This window comes from Paenibacillus sp. XP01 (genome assembly GCF_057364885.1).
Map to the genome: position 1 here is coordinate 6,495,441 of NZ_CP139481.1, position 18,403 is coordinate 6,513,843.

Sequence of the window (18,403 nt, forward strand, 5' to 3'; positions counted from 1 at the left end):
ATTATGTCCCAAAACCCATGCGCGCGTAAACCTTAGACGGACTCGGTCTGCTTCTCGCGTGTTTTCTCGGGTACGGGAACGTACCTGCCGGGCCAGAAGGACCATTTGCCGAGCAGCGTCGTAATCGCAGGGACCAGGAAAGGCCTTACGAGGAACGTATCCAGCAGCACGCCCGCTGCGGTAATGATGCCGAACTGCACCAGCACCTGAATCGGAAGCGTTGCAAGCACGGCAAACGTGCCGGCCAGAATAAGCCCGGCGGACGTGATCACTGACCCGGTCTCTCCCACGCCTTCCTTGATCGCCTGGCGAAGAGGCATCGTTTTGCGTTTTTGCCAGATGCTCGAAATCATGAAAATGTTGTAGTCCTCGCCGAGCGCCACCAGGAAAACGAACGAATACAGCGGGATTGCGCCCTGAATGGCATCTGCGCCTAGGCCGTAATGAATGATTAGCCAGCCCAGCCCCAGGGCCGAGAAATAGGACAGAACCACCGTCAGGATCAGGTACGCCGTAGCCACGACTGAACGCAGGTATAACAGCAGCAACAGCGTAATCATGCCGATGACGACCGGAATGATGATGCGTGCATCGCGTTCACCGGCCGTTTCGATGTCATATTGCTCTGCCGTCTGGCCGTGGATCCATACGCGGCTGGACGAACCGTCGACTCCGGCGTCGGTCAGTGCCTGTTCCGCAGTTGCCCGGAGATCCGGAATATGCTGCATGGCTTCCATCGAATACGGATTCAGATTGAATTCGACGTCGTACCCCGTCATGTTGGCGTTCTCGGCCCCTTGCTGCGGTTCGCCAACCTTGCTCACGTAATCAAGGGCCTCCAGCCGCTGCTTCAATTCCGTATTTTTGCCTCCGGCATCGACGATCACCTTCGCCGGAGCAAGCTCCCCTTGCGAAAATTGTTCGCCGATGATCGTAAAACCTTCGCGGGAAGGCACGTCTTCCGGGAAGGAGGACAACAAGTCATACGTGAATTTGATTTGACTGGAGAAGGATGCAAGCCCCCCCAGGAGCACCAGTGTGACGATCAGAACCGTCCAAGGCTTCGTGATCACTGTGCGGCCGATCCAGCTTTCCCGGATTTTGCGCGGTGCTGGAGCCGGTTTGCCTTTTTTGCGGGCCCGTTCGGCCTCCATCTCATGCGTGCGCGGAACGAACGGATAGAACGAACCCCGCCCAAAGATGGCCAGCAGCGCCGGTACCAGCATCAGGCTTGCGATAAACATAATGAAGATGGACAGACTGAAAGGAACGGCAAAACGTTGGTATGCCCCGTATTCGGCCAACAGCAGCACCAGCAGCGCCGCCACAACCGTGAACCCGCTCATCGCAATCGCGCCGGAAGAACCGGTGATGGCTTGGAAGAGTGCTTTTCGTTTGTCTGGTTCATGGTACAGGATTTGGCGGAACCTTGAAATAAGGAACAGACAATAATCCGTACCTGCGCCGAACAGCAGCACGGTCATGATCGAGATGGACTGCGCGTCCACCGTAATCCAGCCTTTGTCGGCCATGAAGCCCAAAATCGGGCTGGTTACCATATAGGCGAAACCTACCGCAATAATCGGAATGATCGCGAGCACTGGCGAACGGTAGATCAGAAGCAGCAGCACGAGCACAAGAAGTACCGTAGCGATGAGCAGCGACACGTCCGCCGACGCAAACAGGCCGCTCGCATCGATCGAGATGCCAACCGGGCCGGTCACGCGTGCACTCAGCGTTCCATTCGAATCGTCAACGGCCACCGTGAATGGGTTGCTGCCGAAAATATCCTCGGTTTTCCGTTCCAGCCCTTTAATGCCTTCCTTGAGCTGACCGGAGTCTGCCGTCTCATTGAAAAACAGCGGCATTACGAGTGTGCTGCCGTCTTCAGACAACTGCCCTTTGATCGCCTGCGGCGGCAGTTGATACAGCGGAACGACGGTTTGCTGCTGTTCCACCGGGTCCTGGTCCAGCCGCTCGGTCAATGCCTGAATCTGTTCAATCTGCCGATCCGTCAGGCCGCCGGCTTGATGCCACACAATCAATGCGGGCAGTCCTTGCCCGCCCGGAAATTCCCGCCCGGCAACGGCAGCTGCCTGCACCGAAGGCTTCGATTCGTCCAGATCCTGTGCGTTGTTTGTTTCACGATCGCCTACTGCCGGCCATATAACCCCTAGCAGCACAGCTACAACAATCCATACCACCAAGGTGATCCATTTACTTCGTTTGCCCGCAACAAAACGGCCGTAGCCTGAACCTTCCTGCATGTTTGTTTCATCTCCTTTATTTCAGCAGCGTATGACCGTATGTGTGAAAAATCATAGAAATGAACCGTCGGTCATCGTACAATCGAATTAATTATATATACCGGAAGGTTAATTATGCAATTGATATTTTTGTGAACGCCGTTGCCTATACTTTACCGTCCGGAACATGTACAATCTAATGATGCATAATCCCATGGAAAGAGGTATCTCCATGAGCAAAAAATCAAATCCTGCCCGTACGCCGGGCAGGCCAAAGGCAAATGCGGAACAGGCATCTGCCCGCACGAAAATATTGGCGACTGCGTCCCGGTTGTTTATGGAATACGGCTATGAACCGGTCTCTTTACAACAGATCGCATCCTTATGCGGCGTGACGAAAGCGTCGATCTATTACCATTTCTCCAGCAAACCCGGCCTGTTCACCGTGGCCATCACCCATATGATGGCCATGGGCATGGAGCAGACCGCCCTTCGACTGGATGCTCCCGGTACGCTGCGTGAACGGCTGGAAAGCATCGCTGAAGCCAAAATGCAGCGCTCCCATGTCGATACGGAAACGATGATGCGAGAGGCGGAAACGTACCTCGATCCGGACCAACTGCAGCAAATCCGCGAGGCCGAAACGCGCATTTTCCAAGTGCTGGCCACCCACTTTGAGCGGGAAATGCAGATCGGTTATTTGCGCCGGAGCAATCCGCTGCTGCTGGCACAGGCTTTTACCTCCCTGCTGATGCTGGCCAACCGCGAGGACGTTCGCAGCATGCACGAGAATATTGCCGACCTGGCACGGGAGCTGGTGAACCTGTTTCTGGAGGGAGCCGCTCAACAAGCGTGAATCCCTCCCCAGCCCTTCGCCCGTGTCGTTATCCCTGGCACACCCCGCTCGATACTAATCCGGGGAGACTTATAATGCACTCTTTTCCTGTCGATCAACTTCTTCTGTAGAAGATGAACAAAACGCTATATTTTCAAATGTATAACAATAGTCTATAATCGGTGTTACCCGAATCAAACCGAACCTTGCATAGTGGAGGGGATCAGCAATGACCGATACAAAACCAACGAAAGCGCGCATTCCACGTCTGCTTGAGACGGAGCGCATCTATCTGCGTCCATTTGAACCGACCGATGTGGATGCGTATTTCCCTAGTCTGTTCGACGAGGAAATGCGCAGGCTGACCGGCACGCAGGGCAGCTTTACCCATCAGCAGGTGGAACGATTCGTGGAGGAGGCTTCGCAGGACAGCTCCCGAATCATGCTTCTCATCTGCCTGCAGGGTACCGACGAAATGATCGGCGAGATCGCCTTGATGGATATGCATGCCAAAAACCGGAGCGGCCACATCCGCATCGCCATCGACAGTGCGGCGCATCAGGGCAAAGGCTACGGAACCGAAGCCATGAAGCTCCTGCTGGACTACGGCTTCGGCATCTGCAATCTGCACCGGATCGAGCTTGAAGTTTATGCGTTCAACGATCGGGCTATTCGTACGTATGAGAAGCTCGGTTTTAAGCGCGAGGGCGTGAGAAGGGATGTGCTGTTCTACAATCATCGGTATCACGACGCCATTCTGATGAGCATGTTGGAAGAAGAGTTCCGCGAACGCTATGTACGTGCCTGATATGTACTTCCATCGAACTCTGAAAAAGAAAAAAACCGAGATCGGCGTAATTCCGACCTCGGTTTTTTTGATGTTGCTTGCAGTGTATGCCTGGCTCTACACCGCTTGCGGTTGTTCCTCCGCAAACTGGCTGTTGTACAGATCGGCGTAGAAGCCCTGTTTTTCCATCAACGCTTCGTGGTTGCCCTGCTCGATCACGTTCCCGTGGTCCATCACCAGAATCAGGTCCGCTCCGCGAATCGTAGACAAACGGTGGGCAATGACAAAGCTGGTGCGGTCCTTCATCAGATCGTTCATCGCTTTCTGGATGAATACCTCGGTGCGCGTATCGACGCTGCTCGTTGCTTCGTCCAGAATCAGGATGGACGGATTCGCGAGAATCGCTCTTGCAATGGTCAGCAGCTGCTTCTGCCCTTGGGAGATGTTCGATGCGTCCTCGTTCAGCACCGTGTCATATCCATCCGGCAGCGTGCGGATAAAGTGGTCGGCATGCGCGGCAACCGCGGCACGCACAATATCGTCTTCCGTGGCCCCCTCTTTGCCGTAGGCAATGTTGTCACGGATCGTGCCGTTGAACAGCCACGTATCCTGAAGCACCATGCCGAACATGCTGCGCAGCTGGCCGCGTTCCATGTCGCGAATGTCCACGCCGTCAATAGCGATGCGCCCATCCTGGATTTCGTAGAAACGCATCAGGAGATTGATCAGCGTCGTTTTCCCGGCGCCGGTCGGTCCCACGATGGCCACCGTCTGCCCTGGCGCGACATCGATGTTCATGTTGCGGATGAGCGGCGCATCGGCTTTGTAGCCGAAGTTCACGCCCTGGAACGTGACCGCGCCTCTAGGCTGTTTCAGCTGCGCAGGTTGGCTGGTTTCCGGAACCTCTTCCTCTTCGTCCAACAGCTCGAACACCCGCTCTGCCGAAGCAATCGTGGATTGGATGATGTTCGAGATGTTCGCGATCTGGTTGATCGGCTGCGTGAATTGTCGCGAATATTGCGTAAAGGCCAAAATGTCCCCGATGGAAATCGAACCGCGGGTGACGAAAATGCCGCCCACCACACAGATCAATACATATCCCAGGTTACCTACAAAACTCATGAGCGGCATGATGATACCCGAAATGAACTGAGCCTTCCAACCGGAAGCGTACAATTCTTCATTGATTTTTTCGAACTGCGCCACAGACTGCTCTTCCCGTCCGAACGCTTTGACGACTTTGTGGCCTGTGTACATTTCCTCCACATGACCATTCAATTCGCCGAGCGATTTTTGCTGGCCGGCAAAGTGTTTCTGGGAACGGGATGCCACCGCAACGACGACGATCATGCTCAGCGGCAGCGTCAGTACCGTGATCAACGTCATCCATGGGCTGATCGTCAGCATCATGATAATGACGCCGACCACCGTCACAACCGATGTAATGAACTGGGCCAAACTTTGTTGAAGCGTATTACTGATGTTGTCCACGTCATTGGTTGCACGGCTCAACGTTTCCCCATGCGTGCGGGAGTCGAAGTATTTGAGCGGCAAACGGCCGATCTTTGCACTAATCTGTTCGCGCATATCGTACACCACACGTTGAGCGACGCCAGCCATCAGATATTGTTGAACATACATAAAGGCTGCACTGAACAGATACAAACCAAGCAGCAAATACAACACTTTCATCAAGGCAGGAAAATCAACGCCACCGCCCTGAATTCCTGTCATAATCGCAATCGCGCCCTGGGCCAAAATATCCGTTCCTTCCGCCATGACCTTCGGGCTGATGATGCCGAACACGGTGCTCAGAATCGCTGTAACGAGCACGCCAAGAAGCCGGTAGCGATGAGGTTTAAGATATTGGATCAGCCGACGCATCGTACCCTTGAAGTCTTTGGCCTTTTCACCCGGAGGACGCATGCCCATGCCGGGACCCGGGCCGGGGTGCCTCGGTCCTGCCGCAGGACGTGCATTGTTCGATGGACGTTCACTCATGCGATCTCCTCCTCTGTCAGCTGGGAAGATACAATTTCACGGTACACTTCATTGTTCTCCAGCAGTTCCTGATGCGTTCCTGAACCTACGATTTTACCTTCGTCCATGACGAGGATGCGGTCTGCATCCATCACGGTGCTTACGCGTTGGGCCACGATAATGACCGCAGCCTCTTTCGTCTCTGATTTCAAGGCTGCGCGAAGCCGGGCATCCGTTTTGAAATCAAGCGCCGAGAAGCTGTCGTCGAAAATGTAAATTTCCGGACGACGTACAAGTGCGCGAGCGATGGACAAACGCTGCTTTTGTCCCCCCGAAACGTTATTCCCGCCTTGGGCAATCAGGCTTTCGTAGCCATCCTTCATTTCGGAAATAAAGTTCTCGGCCTGGGCGATCCGGGCTGCATGCTCCACTTCCTCCATCGAAGCGTCCTCTTTGCCGTGACGGATGTTTTCCGCAATCGTTCCGGTAAACAGAACCGCCTTTTGCGGAACAAAGCCGATTTTGGATCTCAGCTGCTCCTGCGTGAGTTCGCGCACATCCGTGCCATTCACACGGACATGCCCCTCTGTCACATCATAAAACCGGGGAATGAGACTGAGCAGCGTCGTTTTGCCTGACCCGGTACCACCGATAATCGCCGTTGTTTCACCTGGACGAGCCGTAAACGAAATGCCCGACAATGCCGCATTCTCTGCTCCCGGATAACGGAAGGTCACGTTGTCAAACTCGATGGTGCCCTGCTCTGAGCCCATGCTGCGCGGCTGCGACGGATCTTCCAATTCCGGCTGCATTTCCAATACCTCGTTGATCCGCTCTGCGGAAGCCGAAGCCCGCGGAATCATGACGAAAATGATGGATACCATAATCAGCGAGAACATAATCTGCATCGCGTATTGGACAAAGGCAATCAACGAACCGATATCCATGCTTCCGCTGTCGATGCGCTGCCCGCCAAAGAACAAGATGGCAATCATGGAGAAATTCATGACCAGCATCATGACAGGCATCAGCGTAGCCATCAAGACGTTTACCTTAATGGAGATGTCTCTCAGATCGGTATTTGCGTTGTTGAAACGTTGGCGTTCATGTTCCCCGCGGTTAAAGGAACGTACGACCCGGATGCCGGTTAACTGCTCCCGCAGCACCAGGTTCAACCGATCCAGCTTTTTCTGGATTTGCTTGAACAGCGGCAATCCCTTGGCACCGATCAGCGCGATGGCTCCGGCCAGCACGGGCAACACGACCAGGAAGATCGTAGACAGCTTGGCATCCTGGGAAATGGCCATGAAAATGCCGCCGATGCTCATGAGCGGCGCCATGATCATCATGCGCAGCATCATGGTCAACACGTTCTGCACCTGCGTGATGTCATTGGTGGTACGGGTAATGAGCGATGCCGTACCCAACTTGTCGAATTCCTGCAGCGAGAAGTTCTCGACATGGCGGAACACCCTGCTGCGCAGCTGTTTGGCAAAGCCGCCAGCCGTCTTGGAGGAAAGGTAGCTCGCCGTTACGGAGGCTGCGGTTCCACCGATGGCAATGACCAGCATCCAGCCTCCGATTTTCCAGATATAAGGCACGTCGCCTTTGACGATACCATCGTTCACAATGTCCGCCATCAGGGTCGGCAGGTACAGTTCAGCAAGCGACTGCAGCAGCACCAACCCGACGATAAAAAATATGGGGATCCGATACGGCTTCAGCATGCGAAACAATTTCATCATGACTTATCATCTCCTTGGTCGTTGGACTGTTCCGTCTGAACGGACTTCAATGTATCGAAAAAGCTGTACACCTTGGTCAACAATTCGGCCAATTGCAAGCTGTCTTCCTCCCCCAAATGTGCGACGAGTTTGTTGAAAATCTCCATTCGTTCTTCATGCGCCGCCTGGATAATCTTACGACCCGCTTCCGTGATCGTGATGCGTACGGCGCGCCGATCCTCCTCATCCATCGTCCGCTCAACCAGTCCTTCGTCTTCCAAGCCGCGAATCACCGGCGTGATCGTAGGCGACTTCACGCGAAGCAGCGCACTGATTTCCGACACCTTCAGTCCGCGCGGATTAGGTTCGGGACCGCTGTCGAAATCAGGCGGATTGTCTCTCCAATCGATGCGTTCACCGGGATGCGCCCCGTGCAGCAAACAAGCCAGCACCATGATTTCGTTGTGATTTCGCCCGTGAGGCTTGTGCTGCCGCCATTTGCCTTTGTTGAATTGCATGATGGAATACAGCAGTTTGCGGGCAACCGGATCCAGACCCGTCATATGTTCTCCCTCCTTCTTAGGGCATCTATTAAATAGATCACATAATAAATAGCCATCAAATTAATTAGGTGTACTAAGTATATTATCATGAAGTCCGAATGTCAAACGATCGTTTAGCGGTCGTATTCATAAGGAATAATCTACATACCTGGGCTGCTGTGATAACCTTTAATCAGATTTAAAATTCCCATTTTTGTGCTATGCAAAGATACCAGTCTAATTAAAGAAGAGCTTACAGAAAGGACCTAGCTATGCTGAAAAACATCATTTTACTTCTGATCGCTTATGTAATCTCGCGCGTACTGTTTCTCCATCTCACCGCCAACTTATCAAGCGCCTTATATAAAAATACGTTGGAATTCATCATTTTTGCCGTGATTTATGCGGCCTTTCTGTTCATCTTTTCTCCTCGCAGAAAGTATGCCAAGCAGTGAATGGCTTGCTAAGCAGCCGTTTCAAAATAAAAACCGCCCCATTCTGCGAGATGTCTGCATACAATCTCCGCAAAGGGGCGGTTTTTTAAGTTCCTTTAGGATTAGCGCGAAGCCGTTATCGTTTCGCGAGCCGAGGAGAACGGGAAGTATTGCTCGGCATTGTTATGGGCAATGCCTTGCACCATCCGTCCGAGCAGCTCCATATCATGCGGGGCTTCGCCCTGCTCGGCCCACTCGCCGATCAGGTTACAGACGAGACGGCGGAAATACTCATGCCGCGTGTAGGACAAGAAACTGCGCGAATCGGTCAGCATGCCGACGAAACGGCTGAGCAGACCCACGTTCGCCAGCGCTCGCATCTGGGCGAGCATGCCGTCTTTGGTGTCGTTGAACCACCATGCGGCACCCAGCTGAATTTTGCCCGGAACGCCGTCGCCCTGGAAGCTGCCGACGATGGCTGCAAGCACCTCGTTGTCGCGCGGATTCAGGGAATACAGAATCGTCTTCGGCAGCGCGTTCTGCTGGTCGAGCGCATCGAGCAGTCCGATCACGGCCGCAGATAACGGCGCATCGTTTACGGAGTCGTAGCCCGTATCCGGTCCCAACCGTTCGAACATGCGCCGGTTGTTGTTGCGTGCCGCGTTGATATGGAACTGCATGACCCAGCCGCGCTCGGCGTAAAGTTTGCCCAGGAAGGTCAGCGTCACCGTTTTGTATTTGTCCTCGTCTTCCCGGCTGACCTTATGGCCTGCAAGCGCCTTGGCAAAGATCGCTGCGGCTTCCTCTCGGGTCGCCACACCGTAAGGCACATAATCCAAGGCATGGTCGGATACGCGTCCCCCCACGGAGTGGAAGAACTCTACCCGCGATTCCAGGGCGGACAAGAACGAATCGTAATCGGAAATGGCCGTGCCGGAGGCTTGCGAAAGTTTGCCTACCCAGTCTACGAACGTGTCGCGGTTAAGCTCAAGCCCTTTATCCGGACGAAACGAAGGCAGCACCTTTGTATTGAAGCCCTCGATCTCCTTGATTTGCAGATGGTACTCCAACGAATCGCACGGATCGTCCGTGGTGCATACTACGGAGACGTTCGATTTCGTGATCAGGTCACGCGCGCCGAATCCGGGACCGTTCAGTTTGGCGTTGACCTTTTCCCAGATCGCCGGGGCGCTCTGCTCATTCAAAATTTCGTATACGCCGAAATAACGCTGCAGCTCCAGATGCGACCAGGCATAGAGCGGATTGCCGATCATCATCGGCACGGTCCGGGCATACGCGAGAAAACGATCGTAATCGGTCACGCCTTCTCCACCCGTCACGTATTTCTCCTCGATGCCGTTCGCTCGCATGAGCCGCCATTTATAATGATCGCCGTACAACCACGCTTCAGTAATGTTGGCAAACGTTTTGTTTTCGTAGATTTCCTGCGGGCTGAGATGGCAGTGGTAGTCGATGATCGGCATATCCTTGGCATAATCCTCGTATAACCTTACCGCGGTTTCGTTGTGCAGCAAAAACTGTTCATCCAAAAAAGATTTCATTCGCCTCGCACGCTCCCTTTGGGTGAGTTTACGTTCACATGGGTTCATTCCCATTTTTACGCTACACTGTTTGCCCCGAAAGTTCAATACAAAATGATAACGATTTCAAAAAAGGTTGATTTAGGCACACCACCGAAAGACAAGGTATACTGAATTTATCCTGTTTATGCCGTTTTGAAGATTCATATCCAGAGGAGATGATCAAGGGTTATGACACAGATGAAGGTTACGTTTCTCGGCACGGGGGACATGTTTAGCTTCGAGCAGCACCACAACAGCATGCTGGCCGAATTCGGCGGCACGCATCTCGTCATCGATTTTCCCGAATCGAACGCCAGGGCGCTGAAAGAATACGGCTTTCCTTTAACCGATATCGAAAATGTGTTTATCACGCACCTGCATGAGGACCATATCAACGGCGTCCAGCTGCTCGGTTATTATTCCCAAATCGTAAGCGGACGCAAACCGCGCCTGTACATCCACGAAGCATTGGTAGACCCGTTATGGAGCATCTTGTCTCCCGGCATGCGTCATACGACGGATGGGGAGCGTACGCTGCATGATTATTACGACATCGTTCCGCTGCCGGACGGCGGCACGTTCGAGCTGGGCGGAGTCACCTTCGAAACGTTCCGGACAGCGCATGTGCCGGGCATGATAAGCAACGGCCTGCTGGCCCGCGGATACTTTGATTACAGCGGCGACAGCACATTGGATCAGGACAGGCTGATTGCGACGGCCGATGAAGTGCAGCTGATTTTCCACGAATGCCACATGCACGATCTGGTGATTAAATCCCATACCTCGCTGCAGGATCTGCAGCAGCTGCCAGCCGAGATCCGGCAGAAAACGGTGCTGATGCATTACCATGACGAATATGCGGATGCCGGCAAAAGGGCAGCATTCAATCAGGCGCATGACCTGCAAATGGCCGGACAGCTTCAAAGCTTTGTACTGAGAGGGTAAAGCGCCCTTCTGAAACGGGTAACACGCAACGGCGCGCCAAAGCGGTTCTCATACGTCTCTTGAGCGGGAACGGAAGGGAACCGCTGTTAGCCGTTGCCGGCCGGCAGCGTGTATCCTTCCGATTGACCTGTTTGAAACCTATCCGCTGCTTGGCGATCAACTGCTCCAGATCAAGCTCTCGGAGTTCAGGGCATACGAGTCGCTGCGTACTTTTAAAGGATCAACCCTGTCTTCTTTCACGCCACATTTCATATGAAATATCCAACTGCTCTCGAATCATCTCGTAATTTTCCCACGTGTCCGGCACATGGTAGACCGATTCTGCGTCATCATGGTTCACGAAAAAGAGGTAGTCGCTCAGATAACTTTCATACCCACGCTCGGCAAAAGCATTCCCTTCATCGTTCAACATATCTGCCGCAAGTACACCCCCCGTTTTTCGGCACAGCTGCGAGCTCAGGAGCTTTCTGGCTTTGAATGCCTCCACATCGGTGCGGTATTTATCCAAGAACTCGTTGCTGCACAGTCCCTGATCGACCAACCACCCCAGGAAAAAACCAATATGCACATAAGCCTGATCATGGGACAATTCCGCCGGAAAGTCACCGTCATAATGGTATTTTGCTTTGTCGTATACTGTCATTGTTCTGTCTCCTTTTCTCCCTAATCGTCATTTTAAAACCTAAATAACACCCATGGGAAGACCGATTAGAATCGATCCGAAATGCCCCCCACTGACATAGTCATATTATCGGCTTGGGCGGCTCTGTAATTTGCCTTGTTTAATCCAAAAAGGCACCGTCCCAGACCGACTCAGTCAGGAAACAGTGCCCGCTTGCTTTGTATTAGGAATTAAGACGAAGACTGACCCGCAGCCGCGTCGGGCAGTGCCCACACGGACAGCCCACCACCGTTAACGGGGAAACTGGCCCATCCGTCCTGACCGATCTTAATCTGTTCTTTTCGGCTCAGTGTCAGATCGGTCCACGTTTCGCCGGCATGGTGCTGCCCTACGCACATGCGTTTTTCGCCATCGTCCCCGTTGGAGATAACCACCGCGCAGCCGGAGCCCTCGAACTCCTTCGCTCCCCTTCTTACCCAGCCGATGGTGTTCGGATGATCGAAATAATCGACCTGCTCCCCGTACGCTTTGTTGGTTCGTGCATACAGCAAACGATCCAGAATGTCCTTTTTGCCTTTCACCGGTTCAGGACCGCCAATCCCGTAATAGTCGCCATAAAACACAACCGGATATCCATCCTTACGCAGCAGGATCAGTGCATAAGCGCTCGGTTTGAACCAGTCCGCCACCCACGATTCCAGCGCTTCGTGAGGCTGGGAATCATGGTTGTCCACGAACGTAACGGCATGGGTAGGATGCGTCTGCACCAGCGTATCGTTAAAAATGGAGGATAAATTGAAGTTGCGGCCCTGAAGGGACGCCTCATGCAGCTTGTAGTGCAGCGATACGTCGAACAGGTCGATCCGGTAATCGACAGTATCCAGAAATTTGCGGCAGGCATCCAGACTCGGGTGCCAGAACTCGCCGACAATATAAAAATCCTGCCCGCGTTTGCGGATCATCTCTCCGGCAAATTCCCGGATGAATTCATGGTTGATATGTTTGATGGCGTCCAGCCGGAAGCCGTCGCACTGAATCGTGTCGATCAGCCAATGGCCCCAGTTCAGCATTTCACGCCGGACGTCGGGATGGTTGTAGTCGATGTTCGCAAACATTAAATAATCGTAGTTGCCGAACTCCCGATCGACGTTTTTGTTCCAGGTTTTGTTCTCCCCGGCAATGCGGAACACCCCGCTTCGTCTCCCTTTGGCATCGTAATCGGTGCCGTTGAAATGCTCGTAGTTCCATTTGAAAGAGGAATACGTGTCCCCGCGCCCCGGAAAAGTGAACTTGGTCCACCCCTCAATCTCGAACGGCTTGGAAATTTCCTTCGTCCGGTCGTTCGGATCGACCTCGATCACTTTGAACACTTCCGTTTCGTCCGCTCCTGCCTTGTGGTTCATGACCAGGTCGACATAAACGGCGATGCCGTTCTTTTGGCACTCCGCGATGGCATCAACCAGCTCCTGCTTGCTGCCGTATTTCGTGCGCACGCTTCCCTTCTGGTCGAATTCGCCAAGATCGTACAGGTCGTATACGCCGTATCCCGTGTCCGTATTGGATATGGCTTTGGTCACGGGCGGAATCCACACCGTGTCGATTCCCTTCGCCTTCAGCTCGGGGGCCAGCTCGGCCAACCTTTTCCAGTGGTTTCCGTCTGCGGACAGATGCCATTCGAAAAACTGCATCATCGTATGATTTCTCTTCATAAACCAACCTCCCTGGGATTGCTTCAGAAGCCGACCGCAAAACGGCTCGCTCGGTAGTTCTACGTGTTGTCAACTAACCAAGTAATACCCTTTTCGGCCCATGGTTTAATCATTGGAAGAGAAATTAGTTGCAGAAGGGGCTATGCGCGTGAAATGCTGCCACTCCTCCGGAAGCAGGGAACGGTAAGGCTCCTGCGTAAACCGGTCATCGATGAGAACCAGTACGCCGGTGTCTTCCTCCGTACGGATCAGCCTGCCGCCAGCCTGCAGCACCTTGTTCATGCCAGGGAAAATATAGGCGTAATTAAAGCCATTGCGTCCCGTTTCATTAAAATAATCGCGAAGCACGTTGTTTTCCAGTCCGATCTGCGGCAAACCCGCACCCACTACAACGACGCCGTTCAAGCGGTCGCCCGGCAGATCGACGCCTTCGGAAAAAACACCGCCTTGAACGGCGAAGCCGATGCGGGTACGTTCCGGATCAGGCTGGAAAGCATTCAGGAACTGGTCACGCTCCTCCTCGCTCATGCCCTGCCGCTGCATGGTGACGTCGACATTGCCCGGTTGTTCCATGAACGTGTCGTACACTTCGCGCATGTACGGATAGGAAGGAAAGAACACGAGTAAATTGCCCCGCGGCCATTCCGCGGCCAGCTGTCGCAGCATTCCCGCAATCGGTCTTCGGGAGCGCTCCCGGTCCTTATAGCGCACGGACAGCGGCATCAGCCTGACGTCGAGCTGTTCCGGCCGGAAAGGCGAAGGTACCCGCAGCGTGTAGTCGTCCTCGCCCGCGCCCAGCATGTCGCGGTAATACCCCATCGGCGACAGCGTGGCCGAGAAATGAACGACCGAGCGAAAACCTTTGGCCGTCTGACGCAGCAGCACCGAAGGGTCCAGGCAGAACAGCCTGATTCGCACCTCGCTGCGCTCGCATTCGGCATACGTGATGAATCGCTCATCATACAACTTGCCGATCCGCAGGAAGTTTTGCGACGCAAAATATGCGTCCAGCAGCAGCGCCTGAGCCTCTTCGTCCTGCGCTCCACCCTCAAGCAGGCACTGCTCCGCTGCCATGACGAAGGGTTCCAGCAGGTCGAACAGCTCTTCGGGAGGCTCCTTTTTCAGCAGTTCGCCCGCGTTTTCGCCGTGCGAGCGAATCGTACCCATGTATTTGTCCACCGCACCCGCCGTGCTGGCGATGCCTTTCGCTGCAGGCAAGCTGCCCTCAAGCGCTTTGAACGTGCTCTGGGTATCAAAGAACGCGGACTTCGCCAGTTCGGCCGAAAACATCATCCTGCCGCGGTCCACCAGATTGTGGGCCTCGTCCACGAGCAGAACCGTCTTGCGTTTCTGCTCTTCCAGCATGCGTTTCAGGGAAATCCGGGGGTCGAAAATATAGTTGTAGTCGCAAATCACCGCATCGGCCGCATACGCGGCATCCAGCGAGAATTCGAACGGGCATACCCGATGTTTGCGGGCATACTGCTCGATCACCGGGCGCGTCATCAACGTCTCGTGTTCCAGCATGTCCAGCACCGCACCGTTGATCCGGTCATAATAGCCTTCGCACATCCCGCATTGCCCGGCGTCGCATGCTTCCTCTTCCTTGAAGCAAATTTTATCCTTGGCGGTCAGGCTGATGACATGCATGTGAAGACCCTGTGCCTGCATGCGCGCAAACGCCTCTTCCGCAGTAGCACGCGTCGTCGTTCTGGCGGTCAAATAAAACAGCCTGCCTGCCTCGCCTTCCCCGATCGCCTTGACCGTCGGGAAGAGGACGGACATCGTTTTGCCGATCCCTGTGGGAGCCTTGGCCATCAACCCCTTGCCCTCGCGAATCGTCTGGTATACCGCCCCGGCCAGCTTTCGCTGTCCCTCCCGATACTTTTGAAAAGGAAAACCAAGCCCGCGAACCGTCTCATCCCGTTTCTGCTCATGGGCAACCATCATTTCCGCATACGGCGCGTAACCCGCGATGACCTCGGCAGCGAACTGCTCCAGCTCTTCCCGCTCCAGCATGCGCCGCATGCGGCGCTCCTCGTTGCTCATCGAATGCACGTAAGTAAGCTGTACCTGCATACGCGGCTCATCCTGCTGGACGGCTATCATGTAAGCGTACATGATGGCTTGAGCCCAATGCACGGGAGCACCCTCCCCCAGATCGTCCAGATTGCCTGCCGTTGATTTGATCTCATCCACGGTCAGCTGCCCATCCAGGCGGATCAAGCCGTCGCAGCGCCCTTCGATGACGTAGACCAAATCGCCGTATTGCAGCTTCGCCTCCAGGAACACCTCCTTCAGGTCTTCCTCCGCATAATCCTTCTGCACCCGCTGGTGAATGCGCGTTCCTTCATGCATCGAGGCATTGGTACGAAAGCCGGGACGAATGCTTCCGCTCCGGTATACATATTCCACCAACGGTCTTACCGGTATTCGAATTTCAGTTGTCATGCGATCACCCGTTCCGTATATAGTCCCTATACTTTACCATGAAATACTGGCTGATTTCATGTTTACGGACATATTTAAATGCAGCACCCATGTCCGCCAGGAGCCATCAAACCGGGTTTGGATCAGCGTTACCATAAGCTATCTTGAGTAGTAAACCATAAAGAAATGCACAATAAGGGGGAGAAGCTCATGTACCTCTATTCAATACCTGGTCGTTTCCTGACCAACCCCGCAAAGATGGGTCGTTTCGATTCGTTTCAGGATGATGCTTGGTGCTTTTTGACACGGCTCGCCTGAACATAGCATAATAATTGTAAATGAAACAACGGAAGGGAAGGCGGTATTTTGTCACGCAGCTCACTCGGCCGGTTTCTAAGCGGACCGTTCATCTTATTCACCGTGATCATGATGATCAAGAGCTCTCTCGCCTGGATCGTGATCTTCGACGATATTCCGGTATGGAAGCCCTTGTTGACCGAATTGCCGCTCATCTGGATCTGCTTCTGCCTGATCGAATGGTTTGCGGCTAAACGGCGCATGTGGGCGTACCTCGGATTGGATTTGCTCCTGTCCGGCATTTTTTTTGCAGCCATTATGTATTACAAATATTACGGGGTCATCGTCAATTACCATGCCCTGGCGCAAGTCAACCAGGTCACTGCGGTGAAGAGCAGCATGTTCTCCCTGCTTGATCCGTATTATCTGTTTATTTTCACCGATATTATCGTCATCGGAGGCATCCTGATCCGTCGTCGCATCCGGCATGGAGGCCTTGAACTCCCCGGGCGCATTCCGCTTGAGAAGCGTACCCGGAGACGGATTGCGTCCGTCATTCTCGTGCTCTCCTTAGTCGTTTGCTTGCTCAACATTTATCCCAATCGGGCTAGCATGAACGAGCTTATCCAGGCTGAACAGATGGGTATTCTCGGGTATGAGGCATTTACGATTCTGGCGGATCGGCCGAAAAAACCCGTCCCGCTGGAGGCGATCGACCAGAACGCCGTGAACGAGCTCAAGCAGACAACGAGCGTGCCTGCCGTCGTGGAAGCCGGCGCAGCCAAAGGTCGTAATGTCATCGTGCTGCAGTTGGAGTCATTCCAGAACTTCCTGATCGGACTGGAAGTGGATGGGCAGGAAGTGACTCCGAATTTGAACGAATTGGCACGGAAAAGCCTGTATTTCCCGAATTTCTACCAACAGGTGGGACAGGGAAATACGTCGGATGCCGAATTTGTGGTGAATACGTCGTTTTATATTCCCCCAAACGGAGCCGCTTCAACAGTCTATGCCAGTAAAGAACTGCCCAGCCTGCCCAGACTGATGGGGGCAAACGGTTACCAGACGGCGACGTTCCACACCAATGACGTTCATTTCTGGAACCGGGATCAGCTGTATCAAGCGCTAGGATTCGACCATTATTATGATTTGAAATATTTCGGAACGGAGGACACGGTTGCTTTCTCCGCATCAGATGAGGTGTTATACGCCAAAACGCTGGATAAACTGGAAGAAATGCAAGCGTCAGGATCTCCTTTTTACGCACAGGTCATCTCTATGTCGGCGCACCATCCTTATGAATTGCCTGAACGAAAGGTCGATATGACCCTTCCCGAACGATTCAAAAATACGCTGCCCGGCAACTACCTGGTGTCCCAGCATTATGCAGACAAGGCTGTGGGGACTTTCATCGAGGGACTGAAGCAGCGCGGATTGTGGGATAACAGCCTGCTCGTCGTATACGGCGATCACCTCGGCCTTCCGATCTACTCGCTCGACAAAGACGACAAAGCGCTCATGAAAGAGATCTACGGCCGCGAATATACGTCTGCGGACATGATCAACATTCCGCTGATCATCTCTTCGCCGGGCGTGGCGCCGGGAACACAGCTCGGACAGATCGGCGGCCAGGTCGACATTCTGCCAACGATCGCCGGACTGACGGGTTTGTCCTTGGAGAATCAGCTGCACTTCGGGCAAGATCTGCTGAGGGAAGGCGGCAACCTGCTGCCGGAGCGTTATTATTTGCCTTCCGGATCGGTGCTGAACGATGCGTCATTGTTTATTCCGAAAACCGGGTATGGGGACGGCACCCATTATTCTTTGGAAGAAGCTGCGGCGAGAAACATGCTTGCGCTGAAACCGGCCGCGGATGACTCCGCACAAGATGAAGCCACTCCGGCGATGGTGAATGGCAATGCTGAGGAAGGTAACACTAAAGACGTTCATGCTGCTGATACCGTAAAAGCGGAGGATCAAACAGAGGGACAACAGGCAGAGACTGCTCAGGACGAGAACTCATCGGCAGCTTCCACGCCGTACATCACCAAAGAACAATATGAACGGGCACTGGAACTCATTCATTTGTCCAATAGTTATCTGAGCCAGCTCCCGGACCGAAATCAAGATCAATAACGCCATTATTCAATCTATATAAACCGCACTAATCATTCACACTAGGGCACTGCGAGTGCAGTACCATCTTCCGATCGCTGTTATCCCCAAATTTTTTGGATTCCCCTTTTCTAAGGGGAAAATCCGGTGATAA

At 53.6% G+C, this 18,403-nt stretch carries 13 protein-coding genes; 5 read left to right on the forward strand and 8 right to left on the reverse strand.

Annotated elements, in window-relative coordinates; translation table 11 throughout:
• Positions 1 to 32: 32 nt before the first annotated feature.
• Positions 33 to 2,267, reverse strand: a complete 2,235-nt coding sequence (locus SNR34_RS29265; RefSeq protein ID WP_486180753.1) for an MMPL family transporter — start codon at positions 2,265 to 2,267, stop codon at positions 33 to 35.
• A 211-nt stretch (positions 2,268 to 2,478) separates the two neighbouring features.
• On the opposite strand from SNR34_RS29265, the gene SNR34_RS29270 reads away from it, so the two are divergent.
• Complete coding sequence (locus SNR34_RS29270) at positions 2,479 to 3,102, forward strand: TetR/AcrR family transcriptional regulator (protein ID WP_236413243.1); 624 nt, start codon at positions 2,479 to 2,481, stop codon at positions 3,100 to 3,102.
• A gap of 208 nt (positions 3,103 to 3,310) precedes the next feature.
• Positions 3,311 to 3,889 (forward strand): GNAT family N-acetyltransferase, encoded by a 579-nt coding sequence (locus SNR34_RS29275; protein WP_486180754.1) that lies wholly within the window; start codon positions 3,311 to 3,313, stop codon positions 3,887 to 3,889.
• A 96-nt stretch (positions 3,890 to 3,985) separates the two neighbouring features.
• Here SNR34_RS29275 and SNR34_RS29280 read toward each other — a convergent pair whose 3' ends face one another.
• Genes SNR34_RS29280 through SNR34_RS29290 form a run of 3 tightly spaced genes read right to left on the reverse strand, consistent with a single transcriptional unit; the run spans position 3,986 to position 8,135 of the window.
• On the reverse strand, positions 3,986 to 5,869 hold the full coding sequence (locus SNR34_RS29280; protein ID WP_486180755.1) for an ABC transporter ATP-binding protein: 1,884 nt from the start codon (positions 5,867 to 5,869) through the stop codon (positions 3,986 to 3,988).
• Positions 5,866 to 7,593: an ABC transporter ATP-binding protein gene (locus SNR34_RS29285; RefSeq protein ID WP_236413248.1), complete on the reverse strand. Its 1,728-nt coding sequence runs from the start codon at positions 7,591 to 7,593 to the stop codon at positions 5,866 to 5,868. Before SNR34_RS29285 ends, SNR34_RS29280 begins: the two co-directional genes overlap by 4 nt.
• Positions 7,590 to 8,135 (reverse strand): MarR family winged helix-turn-helix transcriptional regulator, encoded by a 546-nt coding sequence (locus SNR34_RS29290; RefSeq protein ID WP_486180756.1) that lies wholly within the window; start codon positions 8,133 to 8,135, stop codon positions 7,590 to 7,592. Before SNR34_RS29290 ends, SNR34_RS29285 begins: the two co-directional genes overlap by 4 nt.
• 251 nt (positions 8,136 to 8,386) lie before the next feature.
• Here SNR34_RS29290 and SNR34_RS29295 point away from each other — a divergent pair, with 251 nt between their 5' ends.
• The gene (locus SNR34_RS29295; RefSeq protein ID WP_339275106.1) at positions 8,387 to 8,569 is read left to right on the forward strand and encodes a hypothetical protein; all 183 of its coding nucleotides are present in this window, start codon (positions 8,387 to 8,389) and stop codon (positions 8,567 to 8,569) included.
• A gap of 101 nt (positions 8,570 to 8,670) precedes the next feature.
• Here the strand turns inward: SNR34_RS29295 and uxaC are convergent, their stop codons facing one another.
• Positions 8,671 to 10,110 (reverse strand): glucuronate isomerase, encoded by a 1,440-nt coding sequence (gene uxaC, locus SNR34_RS29300; protein ID WP_486180757.1) that lies wholly within the window; start codon positions 10,108 to 10,110, stop codon positions 8,671 to 8,673.
• A 210-nt stretch (positions 10,111 to 10,320) separates the two neighbouring features.
• On the opposite strand from uxaC, the gene SNR34_RS29305 reads away from it, so the two are divergent.
• Positions 10,321 to 11,076, forward strand: a complete 756-nt coding sequence (locus SNR34_RS29305; RefSeq protein WP_486180758.1) for an MBL fold metallo-hydrolase — start codon at positions 10,321 to 10,323, stop codon at positions 11,074 to 11,076.
• Positions 11,077 to 11,296: 220 nt separating this feature from the next.
• Here the strand turns inward: SNR34_RS29305 and SNR34_RS29310 are convergent, their stop codons facing one another.
• The 3 genes from SNR34_RS29310 to SNR34_RS29320 form a co-directional block, all read right to left on the reverse strand.
• Positions 11,297 to 11,719, reverse strand: coding sequence for a DUF7832 domain-containing protein (locus SNR34_RS29310; RefSeq protein ID WP_486180759.1), 423 nt, complete (start codon positions 11,717 to 11,719; stop codon positions 11,297 to 11,299).
• Positions 11,720 to 11,928: 209 nt separating this feature from the next.
• Entirely contained in the window at positions 11,929 to 13,407 is a 1,479-nt protein-coding gene (locus SNR34_RS29315) for an alpha-amylase (RefSeq protein ID WP_486180760.1), read from the reverse strand.
• Between the two features lie 105 nt (positions 13,408 to 13,512).
• Positions 13,513 to 15,858: a helicase C-terminal domain-containing protein gene (locus SNR34_RS29320; RefSeq protein WP_486180761.1), complete on the reverse strand. Its 2,346-nt coding sequence runs from the start codon at positions 15,856 to 15,858 to the stop codon at positions 13,513 to 13,515.
• Positions 15,859 to 16,263: 405 nt separating this feature from the next.
• Here SNR34_RS29320 and SNR34_RS29325 point away from each other — a divergent pair, with 405 nt between their 5' ends.
• A complete protein-coding gene (locus SNR34_RS29325) occupies positions 16,264 to 18,270 on the forward strand; it encodes an LTA synthase family protein (RefSeq protein WP_486182530.1) in 2,007 nt (668 codons plus the stop codon).
• Positions 18,271 to 18,403: the final 133 nt, after the last annotated feature.

Coding starts and splice junctions, on each gene's coding strand:
- SNR34_RS29280 (WP_486180755.1), bottom strand. CDS start 5,869: ATGAGTGAACGTCCATCGAACAATGCACGTCCTGCGGCAGGACCGAGG.
- SNR34_RS29265 (WP_486180753.1), bottom strand. CDS start 2,267: ATGCAGGAAGGTTCAGGCTACGGCCGTTTTGTTGCGGGCAAACGAAGT.
- SNR34_RS29285 (WP_236413248.1), bottom strand. CDS start 7,593: ATGATGAAATTGTTTCGCATGCTGAAGCCGTATCGGATCCCCATATTT.
- SNR34_RS29275 (WP_486180754.1), top strand. CDS start 3,311: ATGACCGATACAAAACCAACGAAAGCGCGCATTCCACGTCTGCTTGAG.
- SNR34_RS29270 (WP_236413243.1), top strand. CDS start 2,479: ATGAGCAAAAAATCAAATCCTGCCCGTACGCCGGGCAGGCCAAAGGCA.
- SNR34_RS29325 (WP_486182530.1), top strand. CDS start 16,264: ATGATGATCAAGAGCTCTCTCGCCTGGATCGTGATCTTCGACGATATT.
- SNR34_RS29290 (WP_486180756.1), bottom strand. CDS start 8,135: ATGACGGGTCTGGATCCGGTTGCCCGCAAACTGCTGTATTCCATCATG.
- SNR34_RS29310 (WP_486180759.1), bottom strand. CDS start 11,719: ATGACAGTATACGACAAAGCAAAATACCATTATGACGGTGACTTTCCG.
- SNR34_RS29305 (WP_486180758.1), top strand. CDS start 10,321: ATGACACAGATGAAGGTTACGTTTCTCGGCACGGGGGACATGTTTAGC.
- SNR34_RS29295 (WP_339275106.1), top strand. CDS start 8,387: ATGCTGAAAAACATCATTTTACTTCTGATCGCTTATGTAATCTCGCGC.
- uxaC (WP_486180757.1), bottom strand. CDS start 10,110: ATGAAATCTTTTTTGGATGAACAGTTTTTGCTGCACAACGAAACCGCG.
- SNR34_RS29320 (WP_486180761.1), bottom strand. CDS start 15,858: ATGACAACTGAAATTCGAATACCGGTAAGACCGTTGGTGGAATATGTA.
- SNR34_RS29315 (WP_486180760.1), bottom strand. CDS start 13,407: ATGAAGAGAAATCATACGATGATGCAGTTTTTCGAATGGCATCTGTCC.